A 13,042-nucleotide genomic window follows, 5' to 3' on the forward strand; every position below is an offset into this window, starting at 1 on the left:
GTTTTCATTTCCGATGGGTCGAAGGATTACGCCTCGACTTCATCATCCTTGTAGGCATCGACCGGGATGCAGGCGCACATCACGTTCTTGTCGCCGTACACGTTGTCCACGCGTGCCACCGGCGGCCAGTACTTCTGCAGCTTCAGGCTGGGCAGCGGGAACGCAGCCAGTTCACGCGGGTAGGCGTGGGTCCATTCGCTGGCAGTCACCGCGGTGGCGGTGTGCGGCGCGTTCTTCAGCGGGTTGTCTTCGCGGTCCAGGCGGCCGTCTTCGATCGCGGTGATCTCCTCGCGGATCTGGATCATCGCGTCGATGAAGCGGTCCAGCTCGTGCAGCGATTCGCTTTCGGTCGGTTCGACCATCAGCGTGCCGGCTACCGGGAAGCTCAGGGTCGGGGCGTGGAAGCCGAAGTCGATCAGGCGCTTGGCCACGTCCTCGGCGCCGATGCCGCTGGTCTTCTCCAGCGGGCGCACGTCCAGGATGCACTCATGCGCCACCAGGCCGTTGCGGCCGGTGTACAGGGTCTTGAAGTGCGGGGCCAGGCGCTTGGCGATGTAGTTGGCGTTGAGCTGCGCGACCTGGGTAGCCTTGCGCAGGCCATCGTGGCCCATCATCGCGATGTACATCCAGCTGATCGGCAGGATCGAGGCGCTGCCGAAGCTGGCCGCGCTGACCATGCCGACCGGGCCGTTGTCACCCAGCTTGCCCGGCAGGAACGGCGCCAGGTGCTCCTTGACCGCGCACGGGCCAACGCCCGGGCCGCCACCGCCGTGCGGGATGCAGAAGGTCTTGTGCAGGTTCAGGTGCGAAACGTCCGAACCCCACTTGCCCGGCTTGGCCACGCCGACCAGGGCGTTCATGTTGGCACCATCGGTGTACACCTGGCCGCCGTGCTTGTGGATGATCTCGCAGATCTCCACCACCTCTTCCTCGAACACGCCGTGCGTGGACGGGTAGGTCATCATGATCGCGGCCAGGCGGTCGCTGTACTTCTCGGCGTTGAGGCGGATGTCCTCGACGTCGACGTTGCCGTTGGCATCGGTCTTGGTCACCACCACCTTCATGCCGCACATCTGTGCCGAGGCCGGGTTGGTGCCGTGCGCCGAGTCCGGAATCAGGCAGATATCGCGATGTTCCTCACCGCGCGAGCGGTGGTAGGCGCGGATCGCCAGCAGGCCGGCGTACTCGCCCTGCGCACCGGAGTTCGGCTGCAGGCTGACCGCGTCGTAGCCGGTGCATTCCACCAGCATCGCTTCCAGCGTGTCGATCAGTTCCTTGTAGCCCAGCGCCTGGTCGGCCGGCACCAGCGGGTGGATCTGCGAGAACTCCGGCCAGGTCACCGGGATCATCTCGGCGGTGGCGTTGAGCTTCATGGTGCACGAGCCCAGCGGGATCATCGTGCGGTCCATCGCCAGGTCCTTGTCGGCCAGCGAACGCAGGTAGCGCAGCAGTTCGTGCTCGCTGTGGTGGGTGTTGAACACCGGATGGGTCAGGAACGCGGACTGGCGCAGCAGGCCGGCCGGCAGCGCGTCGGCAGTGCTGGCATCCAGCGCGTCGACGTCCAGCGAAGCGCCGAACACCGCAGCCACGGCGACGATGTCGGCGCGGGTGGTGGTCTCGTCCAGGCTGATGCCGACCGAGTCGCTGTCGATCGCGCGCAGGTTGTAACCAGCGGCGCGTGCCTTGGCATGGATTTCATCGGCATGCACGCCGGTGACGTGCAGGGTGTCGAAGAAGTCGCCACCGACCTGCACGCCGGCGCTGCGCAGCGACGCGGCCAGGATCGAAGCCAGGCGGTGGGTGCGGCGGGCGATGCGGGCCAGGCCTTCCGGACCGTGGTAGACGGCGTACATCGAGGCCATCACCGCCAGCAGCACCTGCGCGGTGCAGATGTTGGAGGTGGCCTTCTCGCGGCGGATGTGCTGCTCGCGGGTCTGCAGGGTCAGGCGGTAGGCCGGCTTGCCTTCGGCATCGATGGAGACGCCGATCAGGCGGCCCGGCATCGAGCGCTTGTAGGCATCACGGCAGGCCATGAACGCAGCGTGCGGGCCGCCGAAACCGAACGGCACGCCGAAACGCTGGCTGTTGCCGACCACGATGTCCGCGCCCCATTCGCCGGGAGCGGCCAGCAGGGTCAGCGCCAGCAGGTCGGTGGCCACGGCCACCAGGCCGCCGCGCGCGTGCACGGCATCGACCAGCGCCTTGTAGTCGCCGACCTGGCCGAAGGTGTCCGGGTACTGCAGCAGCAGGCCGAAGGCCTCCGCTTCCAGTGCTTCGGCCGGGGTGCCCACGCGCAGCACGATGCCCATGGGCTCGGCGCGGGTGCGCAGCAGTTCCAGCGTCTGCGGGTGCACGGCGTCGTGCACGAAGAAGGTGTCCGACTTCGACTTGGCCGAACGCTTGGCCAGGGTCATCGCTTCGGCGGCGGCAGTGGCTTCGTCCAGCAGCGAGGCGTTGGCGATCTCCATGCCGGTCAGGTCGGCGCACAGGGTCTGGAAGTTGATCAGCGCTTCCATGCGGCCCTGCGAGATTTCCGCCTGGTACGGGGTGTAGGCGGTGTACCAGGCCGGGTTTTCCAGGATGTTGCGCAGGATCACGTTCGGCGTGTGGGTGCCGTAGTAGCCCTGGCCGATGAAGCTGCGCAGCACGGTGTTCTTGTCGGCGATCGCACGGATCTTCGCCAGTGCCTGTACTTCGGTCATCGATTCCGGCAGCGCCAGCGGCGCCGGCGATTTGATCTTGGCCGGTACGATGGCATCGGTCATTCCATCCAGCGACGCGTGGCCGACGACATCGAGCATCTGCGCGATCTCGGCGTCGTTGGGGCCGATGTGGCGCTCGACGAACGCATTGTGGTGCTCGAGCTCACGCAGGGAAGGGGTGTTCTGGGACATGGCGAAGGATCCGTCAGGAAAGGGCACACGCACGGGCACAAGCCGCCGGTCGGCGGTCTGCGGGGCGCCCCTCTGTCCTTTTGCCTGAGAGTTTAAAAGCGCGGCGGACCGCAGCTTCGTGCCCCTTCGGCGCCGGATCGAACCGGTCTCTCCAGAGTTCTGTTACGGGTGGTATCGGGCCTGAGCGATTACGGGCGTTGCGCCTTCGGCAGCGGTGTTCCGCTTCTCCCACCGTGTTGCCCGCTGATTATAGCCCGTTGCGGGCCCGCCGGCCGCCTCCAGGTATGGCCACCGCGCCTGAATGGCCGATGGCCCAGCCGTGCGTTTTGTGCACCTCTGCATGGCATCGGGCGCAATCCCCACCTATGATGGGCGGATACCCGAATTCATCTGGCGCTGTCCCTGCAGAAGGGGACCGGCGCCCGCCGTGCGTGCCGCGCATGGCCCTGCCGGACGCCTTCCCCATGACCGCCGCTGTTGCTCCCTCCACCCGCCGCATGGCCCTGCTGCTCGCCGGCCTGGCCATGTTCGGTCCGTTCTCGATCGACACCATCTTCCCGGCGTTCCCGCAGCTGGCCCAGCGCCTGGCGGTGGACGAGGTGGCGGTGCAGCAGACCATCAGCGTGTACCTGCTGTTCTATGGCCTGATGAGCCTGGCGCACGGCCCGCTGTCCGACGCCTGGGGCCGCAAGTGGGTGATCCTCGGTGGCCTGGTGGTGTTCGTCGGCGCCTCGGTCGGCTGCGCGTTGTCCACCGACCTGACCACCTTGCTGGCGTTCCGCGCGCTGCAGGGCCTGTCGGCGGGTGTCGGCATGATCGTCGGCCGCGCGGTGATCCGCGATCTCTACCATGGCCACGACGCGCAGCGCCTGATGAGCCAGGTGTCGATGCTGTTCGGCATCGCCCCGGCCATCGCGCCGATCATCGGTGGCTGGATCCTGCTCAGTGGTGCCGGCTGGCCGCTGATCTTCTGGTTCCTGGTGGTGTTCGGGCTGGTCCTGCTGGCGGCCACTGCACGCTACCTGCCCGAGACCCATCCGGTTGAAGCGCGCGTGCCGTTGTCGCCGCGCACGTTGATGCGTGACTACGTGCGGATCGGCTTCAACCCGCGCTTCCTGCGCCTGGCACTGGCCGGCAGCATCGGCTTCGGTGGCATCTTCCTGTACATCTCCTCGGCGCCGGTATTCGTGATGCAGCACCTGCATCTGGGCGAGGGTGGTTTCGCCTGGTTGTTCATCCCCACCATCGGCGGCATGACCACCGGCTCGTTCCTGTCCGGGCGCATGGCCGGGCACACCACGCCCACCCGCCAGGTGTCCATTGGTTTCGGCCTGTGCGCGCTGTCGGTGCTGTTGAACGTCGGCTACGTGGCGCTGTCGCCGCAGTTCGTGCTGCCGTGGGCAGTGCTGCCGATCTTCCTGGGCGGCATGGGCATGGCACTGATCTTCCCGATCCTGGCGCTGGCGGTGCTGGACATGTACCCGCACCAGCGCGGCCTGGCCTCGTCGCTGCAGGCCTTCGTGCAGCTGATGATCAGCACCGTGGTGGCCGGCGTGGTATCGCCGCTGCTGAGCGCCAGCCCGCTGCACCTGGCACTGGGCCAGGCCGCATTCTTCGGCGCCGGCTTCGTGTTCTGGTACTGGGAACACCAGCGTGAACGCGCGGCGCAGGCGGCCTGCACGGGCCATTGAGCAGCGCGCAGGGGTAGGGCGGGCCGCGATGCCCGCAATGCTTGCGACAGGGAACGACCGGACTAGGCTGGGCACTCCAGCCAGCCGGTGCGTGGATGCACGACAGCCAGCCAATCCGATGTCGTTGCATGAGGTTCCCCCATGGCTGCGCAGCAGACCTACCGCCTGTTCGAGGTGGCGCTGAAGGAGCGCCGCGTTCTTTCCCCTTCCCTGGACCGCATGGTGTTCACCGGTGCCGACGTGGCGCGGATGAAGACCGAAGGCCCGGACCAACGGATCAAGGTGTTCTTCCCCTTGCCCGGCCAGGACGTGCCGCAGGTCCCCAGCGGTGAAGACTGGTACCCGCGCTACCGGGCCCTGCCGGACGATCAGCGCCCGCCGATGCGTACCTACACCATCCGCCAGTTGCGCGCCGAGCAGGGCGAGGTCGATGTCGATTTCGTCATCCACGGCGAAACCGGTCCCGCCTCGCGCTGGGCCATGCACGCCCGCCCCGGCGACCGCGTGTTGCTGCTGGCCCCGGACGCCGACTGTGCCGGGAGCAGCGAGGGCTGGGAGTGGAAGCCACCTGCCGGTGTCGGCCAGGTGCTGCTAGTGGCCGATGAAACCGCGTTGCCGGCGGTGGCCGGCATCCTTGAGGAACTGTCGACCATGGTCGACCCACCGCGCACGCTGGCGCTGCTGGAGGTGGCGCAGGCCGGTGATGCGGTGCACCTGAAGGCGCCCTCCAGCGCCGAGCTGGTCTGGCTGCCGCGCGGGCAGGCCGCCTACGGACAGCCGTTGCTGGAGGCGGTGCAGGCGCGGATGGCAGCGGCCTCGGGCGTGGCTGTCGGCGATGCGCTGGAGGAGATCGACGTTGATACGCAGATCCTCTGGGAGCAGGCCGATACCCGCGTGGCCGGGCCGCTGTATGCCTGGGTGGCGGGCGAGGCGGGTGCGGTGATGGCGATCCGCCGCCACCTGGTGCGCGATTGCGGGCTGGACCGCCGCGCGATCACCTTCATGGGCTACTGGCGGCAGGGCAAGGTGCTGGACTGAGCGAACTGGACCGGGCACGCGTGAAGCAGCGCTGCGGGCGGGGTGCGCTATCCTTGCGCCCCCTTCGCAGCGGTACCGCACCATGTCCACCAGCTCCAAGACCCGTCGCGACCAGCGCCGCCGCCAGGAAGAAAAGGCCGCCAACAAGGCCGCTGCCCAGGCCTCGCCGGTGGAGCCGCATGCCGAACTGCGCGATACGCAGCGCACGCTGCTGGCCGGTGTCGTGCGCCGCGACGGCGAATGGGTGCTGGGCATGGACGGCCGCATCGCGGGCCACAGCGAGAGCGCTGCGCAGGTGCTGGCGCTGATCATGCAGGCCGGTGAGCTGCACGAGCGCAAGGGCACGCCGGTGCGCCTGGTGTACTCCGATGCACTGCGCGATGCTGCACAGGCCGAAGCCAAAGAGAAGGGCCAGACCTTCGAGGAGTTCAAGGCCGAGCTGGCTGCAGCGATGGCAGCGAAGAAGAACAGCTGATCGCTGTTGCGGTAGAGCCGGCCGCTGGCCGGCTGCCAGACGGATTTCCACCGTGCAGTTGCCGGCCAGCGGCCGGCACTACCAGAAAGGGGCGGATCCTCGCGGACCCGCCCCTTTTTTCATTTTGCTGCCGGGGCCGCGTTGGCCTGCCAGCCGCACATCTGGCCTTCGTTCTGCTGCTTCAGCCACTCGTTGACCGGGGTGAAGTACTCGATCATCGGGCCGGCATCGAGCTTGTCGGTACCGGTCAGCTCCTTCAGCGTGGCCTGCCACGGCTGGCTGGCGCCCTTGCTCAGCATCGCCCAGTACTTCTGGCCGGCTTCCTTGTTGCCGTAGAAGGTGCACTCATGCAGCGGGCCCTTGTAGCCGGACGCGTCGCACAGGCCCTTGTAGAACTGGAACTGCAGGATGCGCGCCAGGAAGTAGCGGGTGTACGGGGTGTTGCCCGGCACGTGGTACTTCGCGCCCGGATCGAAGAACTCTTCGCCACGGGTGCTGGCCGGCGCCACGCCCTGGTACTTGGCCTTCAGGTCCCACCACGCCTTGTTGTAGTTGTCGGCAGTGATCGAGCCATCGAACACGCCCCAGCGCCAGCGGTCGATCATCAGCCCGAACGGCAGGAACGACACGCCTGACAGCGCCATGCGCATCTGGTTGTTGATGACCGCCTCGCGGCTTTCGGTCGGTGCATCGACCAGGCCGATCGAGCTGAGGTACTTGGGCGTCATCGCCAGCACGATGGTGTCGCCGATCGCTTCATGGAAGCCATCGTTGGCACCGCCCTGGAACAGCGGCGGCAGCGGGTTGTAGGCCAGGTCGTAATAGATGTGGCCCAGCTCGTGGTAGATGGTGGTGAAGTTCTCTTCGTTCGGCTTGATGCACATCTTGGTGCGCACGTCGCCTTCCATGTTCATGTCCCAGGCGCTGGCGTGGCAGACCACGTCGCGGTCGTCAGGCTTGATGAACTGGGTTTTTTCCCAATAGGACTGCGGCAGCGACGGCATGCCCAGCGACACGTAGAAGTCCTGCGCGCGTTCGGTCATCTGCTTGGCGGTACGCAGTTCGGCCTCACGCTGCGCCTTGTACTGGGCGGCCACGTTGGCGTCCTTGCCGGCCTTGGCCAGCGCCGCGCTCAGGTTGGTCTGGTACTGCTTTTCCAGCGCTGCGGTGATGTCCAGGCTGCCGGCGCCCGGATACGGTTCCAGCTGGTCCCACAGATTCGACCAGTCCTGCTGCCACATGTTGCCCAGCAGGTGCGCGGCGATCAGGCCGTTGCCCACTTCGGCCTTGTCCTTGCCGTAGGTCTTGTCCAGCTTGCCGCGTGCGTAGCAGTGCAGCTGCTCGTACATCGGCTTGACCTGTTCCCACAGACGGTCGGTTTCCGGGCCGATCTGCTCCGGCGGCATGTCGTAGCCGCTGCGCCACATCTGGCCGGCATCGGTGAAGCCCATGCCCTTGGCACCTTCGTTCACCAGGCCAACGAACTTCTGGTAGTCGCCGCGCATGCTCTTGGTGGTGCTGTGCCAGCCCTGCCAGGCGTCGAGCTGCTTGTCGTAATCGCGGCTGCGTGCCAGCACCTGTTCCAGCTCGCCCAGCTGGCGGCAGGAGTTGGGATCGTTGGCGTCGGTGCAGTACTTGCCGGCGCCGTAGCTGCCTTCCATGCGGGTGGCGATCTGGGTCAGCTCGGCCAGCTTGGCCGGGTCGCGCGGCGCCGGCATCGAGGACATCAGTTTCAGCAGGTGGATCGCGCGCTTGCTGTCCTCGCTCATCGGCTTGCCGTCGAACTTGGCGGCCTGTTCGATCCAGCTGTTGAGCTGGGTCAGCGAGCGCTCGTTGGCCTTGGCCGCGATGCGTTCCGAATCACTGTTGATGTAGGTGGAGGACAGCCACTGCGCCGAGGTCATCTCCGGGTAGGCGGCCTTGAATTCGGCATTGATGCGGGCCACGAACTGGTCGGCGGTTTCGCCGGCCGGGGCGCTGCTGCTGGCGGTATCGGTGCCTGGGGCAGCTTCCTTCTTGCAGGCGGCCAGGGCCAGCGTGGCGGCGGCGATTGCCGAGGCCAGCAGGAGATGACGGTGTTTCACGGGCGGTCCTTGGGTGGTGAACGACGGCCGAAGGCTAGTGGGCCGTCGCTGCCACCGCAAGTGGCGGAAGTCGGCCGGGCGGCGCCCGGCACCCGCAGAGGCCTTCAAGCAAGGGCAAAGGCAGAAGCAACAGCGGACTATCCGTGGTTTGGCGGGGCGGTGTCGGAGTGCGGGGACGCCGCAAGTACGTCCCTGTAGGCTTGGCAGCCGCATCCATGCGGCTGACACCCCGCACTCCGACACCGCCCCACCTCTGACAGATCTCTACGGCTGTTGGTGGGTGTCGACCTTGGTCGACACATCTGTCAGATATCGACAATCAAAATGGGGTCGGATCCGTTTTCCTACGGAAAACGGATCCGACCCCATCGGCATGTCCAACAGATCGCGGAAAACTGTCGAAGGCGGGGTGGGTCCGGTGGCGGGAGTGTCCGCGGCATGGATGCCGCGGCCAAGCCCCCAAGGATGGGTTTACGGCGTCTCCCGCCATCGGACCCACCCCGCCATCCCACGGAATGCATGCTGTTGCTGTTGCTTCGGCCGTTGCCTCTGCAGGTGCAGGGCTGCAAGCCCTGCCGAACAACCCTCAACCTTCGCAGTTTGCGAACAGGTCGCGATCGCGCTCGTACAGCGAGGTCTTCACCTGCATCAGGCCCAGCACCGACGGGAACAGATTGTCATGGTCGGTATAGGCCGCCGAACGCTTGCGCACGCACTGCAGGTCCAGCCCGCGGCTGCTGGCGAAGCCCTGCGAGAACCACATCGTCATCGGCACCCGGGTCTGCTCGGCCGGGGCAATCGCATAGGGCACGCCGTGCAGGAACAGGCCCTTCTCGCCCAGCGACTCGCCGTGGTCGGACAGGTAGATCATCGCTGTGTCGTAGTCCTGCATGCCCTGCAGCGTGCCGATGGTCTTGGTCAGGAAGTGATCGGTGTACAGCACGGCGTTGTCGTAGCTGTTGGTGATCTCTTCGCGCGTGCAGCGGCCGATGTCGCGGGTATCGCAGGTGGGGGTGAAGCGGCGGAACGCGGGCGGATAGCGCTCGAAGTAGGCCGGGCCATGGTTGCCCAGCTGGTGCAGCACCACCACGCGGTCGCCGGGCCTGGCACGCACCTGGGTGGCCAGGTCCTGCAGCAGGATTTCGTCCATGCAGCGGCCATCAGCACACAGGCCCGGGGTGGTCGCATCGGACAATGACTGGAAGTCCAGGCCTTCGCACACGCCCTTGCAGCCGGACTGGTTGTCACGCCATAACGGTGCGATGCCGGCGCGGTTCAATACGTGCAGCAGCGACTGGTGCGCGCGGATCTTCTTCTCATCGTAGTCGTGGCGGCCCCACGGCGAGAACAGGCACGGCAGCGAAACCTCGGTGCTGGTGCCGCACGAATGCATGTCCGGGAAATTGACCACACTGGCCTGGGCCAGTTCCGGGGTGGTGTTGCGGCCACCGTTGAGGCCCCAGTTCTGCGCGCGCACGGTTTCGCCCATGACGATCACCAGCAGGCGCGGCTTGCTGGCAGGTGCACGCGGGGTGGCCTTGGCATCGGTACCGATCGGCAGCTTCGGCGCGCGCTGCACCGGGTTGTCGCCACGCAGCGCACGCGGCATGCCCAGCAGCACGTTGGCCGGGGTGGCGAGGTAGCGCACTTCGCGCTGATTGCGCATCAGTGCCGAGACATCCTGGAACGAGATCAATGCGCCGCCCACCGCGGTCACTGCCGCCACGACCAGGAAGCCGATGCGCCAGAGCAGGCTGCGGCCCCAGCTGCGGCGGCGCAGCTGCACGCGCCACAGTACGATCATCGGCAACACCGCCAGCAACAGCACCGGCCACACCAGCGACACGGTCATCAGCTCGCGGCTTTCCTTGGGATCGGTCGCCAGCACGTTGCGCAGCATGTCCGCATCCAGGTAGATGTGGTAACGGCTCATGTAGTGCGCAGCGAATGCGGTCACCAGCAGCAACAGGCTGATCACCACCTTGGCGTTCCAGCGCCAGACCAGGATGCCCAGCAGCACGCCGTGTGCACCCAGCAGCAACAGCAGCAGCGACAGCGCGTAGCGCAGGCTGCCCGGATGGCTGGCCATCGCGCTGTGCCAGAACAGGCCGTTGCCGGCCACCGCGAAGAACAGGCTGGTCAGTGCGATCAGTGCTTCGGTGGATAGCTGCGGCCGCCAGCGGCGAAGGCTCGCCAACGCGGGAAGGCGGGCGGGGCGTTGGACCGATGCACTCATGCGTTTGCCTCCTGGCGGTGGGGACGGTCCAGCTGACGGCGTGCCAGGACGCGTTTGACGATCAGATACAGGCCCAGCGAAAGCAGCCAGCAGATCAAAGCAGTAGCCACGTCATGCGAAAGGAAATGCGCGCCCCGCAGCTGCTGGCTGATGCCGAACACCAGGCCGGTGGCAAGGCCGATCCACAACCCGGCCCAGCGCCATGAAGGGCGCCACAGCAAGGCAAAAAAGTACAGGGACAACCATGCATAACCCGCGCTGGCGTGGCCCGCCGGGAAGCAGGCCTGTGCGGCCATGCCTGCGGGGCGCGCCGTGAAAAGCCCGATGAAAGGCTGGTGGCCGCCGTAGCGCAGCAGGTCCCAGGGGCATTCCATCGGTACCAGCGACTTCAGCAGGGAGATCACACCGGTGCCCAGAGCCATGGCAATTACGACATAAAGCAGCGCCCACCGCAGGGTGCGATCGCGACCCTTTCGCCAGTGGTGGAAGCACAGCAGGATCGCCACGAGTGCAGCAGCCGTGCTCAGCCATTTGCCGGCCTTGTGCACCACCGTGCGGGTGACCCAGGCGTCCTGCAGCGCCCAGTGGCCACCCTCCAGGCGGAACAGGTGATCGGCCACCCATTGGTCGCCGCCGAAACCCATCAGCAGCGTAAACAGGGGCAGACCGATTGCGACAGGCAGCCAGAGGTGAGTTACGGCAAATCGTGACGCCAGTGGCGATGTCGCAAGCGGCGCTACCGAATCAAGGGGACGGACGGGCATGCTGGGAAAGGGCGGGTCGGGAATCCGCGGTCATGCTCGTCACCTGGATGTCGGAGAAGGGTCGGACGCTCGTTCGTGCCGGGTTAATGCTTGCCCGGTACGTGTCAACGTTCAGTCTTCTTCAGCGGTCGACCCTGTCCGCTCGGCGTGGCATTCCGGGTTCCATGCGGTACCGGGAAGCAATTGCCAACGGTTCCTGTTGGCAACACCAATATCGATCACCTTGCTCGGGTCCACGCACGGGCTCATTGCATCATCCAGCACCAGCAGCCAGCGCTTGTCCGGTGCCTCGGCCAGCCACGGGCCGGCGTCGTGCCATTGCTCGGCCCAGGGCCGCTTGAAGCCGAACTCGCGCACCGGCCGGTCGGCCTGCAGCAGGTTCTGCTCGCGCCAGGCCACCAGCGCCAGTTCGGCATCGGGACCGATCCGCGCACCGACCCGGCGCATCAGTGCCGATGCCGAGGCGAAGGGGTCCAGTGCAGGCATCAGCACCAGGCCGTAGAGCATCCACAGCATGCCGTGGGTCAGCAGTACCAGCGTCGCGGCACGACGTACCCGCAGCCACACGATCAGCGTGGCCAGGGCAATGGCGAAGGTCAGCAGGCCATCGCCCAGCACCGGCAGCAACGTATCGGGCATGGCGCGGCGTTCCAGTTGTGCCAACGCCCACGGGTGCTCGGTCATCAGCATCACGCCGAGCACGCCGGTGGCCAGCATCAGCACCACGCTGTAGCCGAACAGGTAGCGGCGCACGCACAGGCGGCGCAGCAGGCCGGGCAGCAGCGGCGCCACCGCCAGTGCCATCGCGGGCAGCATCGGCAACAGATACACCTCGCGCTTGCCCGGGCTGGCACTGAAGAACACCAGTACCAGCACCGCCCAGCCCAGCAGCAGCCACTGGCGGCCATCGCCACGACGGATGCGGCGCCACCAGGGCTTGAGCAGCATCGGCAGCAGCAGGCTGCCCGGCAGCCACAGGGTCAGGATCACCTGCAGGTAGTACCAGGCCGGTTGCCGGTGGTGCCAGGCATTGGCGTAGCGGGTGCCGGTCTGCTTGAACAGCAGCTCATGCGCGTAGGCCTGCAGTTCGGCGCTGGGTGTATGCAGCAGGGCCCAGCCCAGCGGTGCCAGCCACACGCCCACGCCCAGCAGGAACGCCGGGATCAGCCACAGCAGCGTTGCCGGGTGCGGACCCTCCACACGGTGCCCGCGACGGCGCTGGTACAGCCACCAGCCGAACCAGGGCAGCACCATCAGCAGCGGCAGGAAACCCACGCCCTTGGTCACCGTGCCGACGCCTGCGGCGAAACCGGCCAGCCACAGCGCGGGCAGGTTGCGACGTTCGCACAGGTGCCGCATCAAGCCCCACAGGGCGACGGTGGTCATCCCCACCAGCACCATGTCGATCTGCGCACGCTTGGCCATCAGCCCGAACTGCAGGGTGCAGAACAGCGCCGCGAGGGCATAGATGGAATGCCGCGGCGACCACAGCCGCCGTGCCAGATCCGACACCAGCCACAGACTCAGCAGGGCGCCCAGCAATGACGGCAGCAGGAACGACCACTGCCAGCTGCCGACCACCTCGTAAGCGGCCGCCTGCAGCCACATGAACACCGGTGGTTTCTCGGCATACAGCTCGCTGCCACGATGCGGCAGCAGCCATTGCCCGCTCTCGACCATAGTCCGCGCGGCCAGCACGAAGCGCGGCTCGTCCGGCGGCTGCGGCTGCCGAAGGCCGATGCCCGCTGCCAATGCAGCAATGATCAGCAGCCACAACAGGGGCAGGCGCCAACGGCGGGGCAGGGCTACGGGCACGGCAGGCTCCGGGAGCAAAACGGCCATTCTGAGGTGGCGGGGGTG

General features: G+C 66.9%; 8 protein-coding genes and 1 riboswitch. Of the genes, 3 read left to right on the forward strand and 5 right to left on the reverse strand.

Translation table 11 applies throughout. The annotated features are described in order from the left end of the window. Window positions 1–26: 26 nt before the first annotated feature. A complete protein-coding gene (gcvP, locus tag AC13GF_RS18050) occupies window positions 27–2,894 on the reverse strand; it encodes an aminomethyl-transferring glycine dehydrogenase (protein ID WP_483005535.1) in 2,868 nt (955 codons plus the stop codon). A 62-nt stretch (window positions 2,895–2,956) separates the two neighbouring features. Continuing rightward, a riboswitch (glycine riboswitch) is annotated at window positions 2,957–3,059 on the reverse strand. 299 nt (window positions 3,060–3,358) lie between these two features. Here gcvP and AC13GF_RS18055 point away from each other — a divergent pair. From AC13GF_RS18055 to AC13GF_RS18065, 3 genes are all read left to right on the forward strand, one after another. Beyond that, entirely contained in the window at window positions 3,359–4,585 is a 1,227-nt protein-coding gene (locus tag AC13GF_RS18055; RefSeq protein ID WP_126928402.1) for a multidrug effflux MFS transporter, read from the forward strand. A gap of 141 nt (window positions 4,586–4,726) precedes the next feature. Further along, window positions 4,727–5,623 (forward strand): siderophore-interacting protein, encoded by an 897-nt coding sequence (locus AC13GF_RS18060; RefSeq protein WP_483005536.1) that lies wholly within the window; start codon window positions 4,727–4,729, stop codon window positions 5,621–5,623. A gap of 82 nt (window positions 5,624–5,705) precedes the next feature. Next, entirely contained in the window at window positions 5,706–6,098 is a 393-nt protein-coding gene (locus tag AC13GF_RS18065; RefSeq protein ID WP_126928404.1) for a hypothetical protein, read from the forward strand. A 119-nt stretch (window positions 6,099–6,217) separates the two neighbouring features. Here the strand turns inward: AC13GF_RS18065 and AC13GF_RS18070 are convergent, their stop codons facing one another. The 4 genes from AC13GF_RS18070 to AC13GF_RS18085 all read right to left on the reverse strand — a co-directional run bounded on the left by AC13GF_RS18070 (window position 6,218) and on the right by AC13GF_RS18085 (window position 13,024). Further along, window positions 6,218–8,182 carry a M2 family metallopeptidase gene (locus AC13GF_RS18070; RefSeq protein WP_005410621.1) on the reverse strand — a complete coding sequence of 655 codons (1,965 nt, stop codon included), beginning with the start codon at window positions 8,180–8,182 and terminating at the stop codon, window positions 6,218–6,220. A 586-nt stretch (window positions 8,183–8,768) separates the two neighbouring features. Next, the gene (locus AC13GF_RS18075; protein ID WP_483005537.1) at window positions 8,769–10,418 is read right to left on the reverse strand and encodes a phosphoethanolamine transferase; all 1,650 of its coding nucleotides are present in this window, start codon (window positions 10,416–10,418) and stop codon (window positions 8,769–8,771) included. Continuing rightward, window positions 10,415–11,182, reverse strand: coding sequence for a phosphatase PAP2 family protein (locus tag AC13GF_RS18080; protein ID WP_483005538.1), 768 nt, complete (start codon window positions 11,180–11,182; stop codon window positions 10,415–10,417). The genes AC13GF_RS18075 and AC13GF_RS18080 overlap by 4 nt, the downstream gene beginning before the upstream one ends. A 111-nt stretch (window positions 11,183–11,293) precedes the next feature. Continuing rightward, window positions 11,294–13,024 carry an ArnT family glycosyltransferase gene (locus AC13GF_RS18085; RefSeq protein WP_440086436.1) on the reverse strand — a complete coding sequence of 577 codons (1,731 nt, stop codon included), beginning with the start codon at window positions 13,022–13,024 and terminating at the stop codon, window positions 11,294–11,296. Window positions 13,025–13,042: the final 18 nt, after the last annotated feature.

This window comes from Stenotrophomonas sp. 22LJNL06-5-1 (assembly GCF_056861455.1).

What these genes read in the sequence shown, in the direction of transcription:
- gcvP (WP_483005535.1), bottom strand. Translation starts at nt 2,894, where the DNA reads ATGTCCCAGAACACCCCTTCCCTGCGTGAGCTCGAGCACCACAATGCG.
- AC13GF_RS18055 (WP_126928402.1), top strand. Translation starts at nt 3,359, where the DNA reads ATGACCGCCGCTGTTGCTCCCTCCACCCGCCGCATGGCCCTGCTGCTC.
- AC13GF_RS18060 (WP_483005536.1), top strand. Translation starts at nt 4,727, where the DNA reads ATGGCTGCGCAGCAGACCTACCGCCTGTTCGAGGTGGCGCTGAAGGAG.
- AC13GF_RS18065 (WP_126928404.1), top strand. Translation starts at nt 5,706, where the DNA reads ATGTCCACCAGCTCCAAGACCCGTCGCGACCAGCGCCGCCGCCAGGAA.
- AC13GF_RS18075 (WP_483005537.1), bottom strand. Translation starts at nt 10,418, where the DNA reads ATGAGTGCATCGGTCCAACGCCCCGCCCGCCTTCCCGCGTTGGCGAGC.
- AC13GF_RS18080 (WP_483005538.1), bottom strand. Translation starts at nt 11,182, where the DNA reads ATGCCCGTCCGTCCCCTTGATTCGGTAGCGCCGCTTGCGACATCGCCA.
- AC13GF_RS18085 (WP_440086436.1), bottom strand. Translation starts at nt 13,024, where the DNA reads ATGGCCGTTTTGCTCCCGGAGCCTGCCGTGCCCGTAGCCCTGCCCCGC.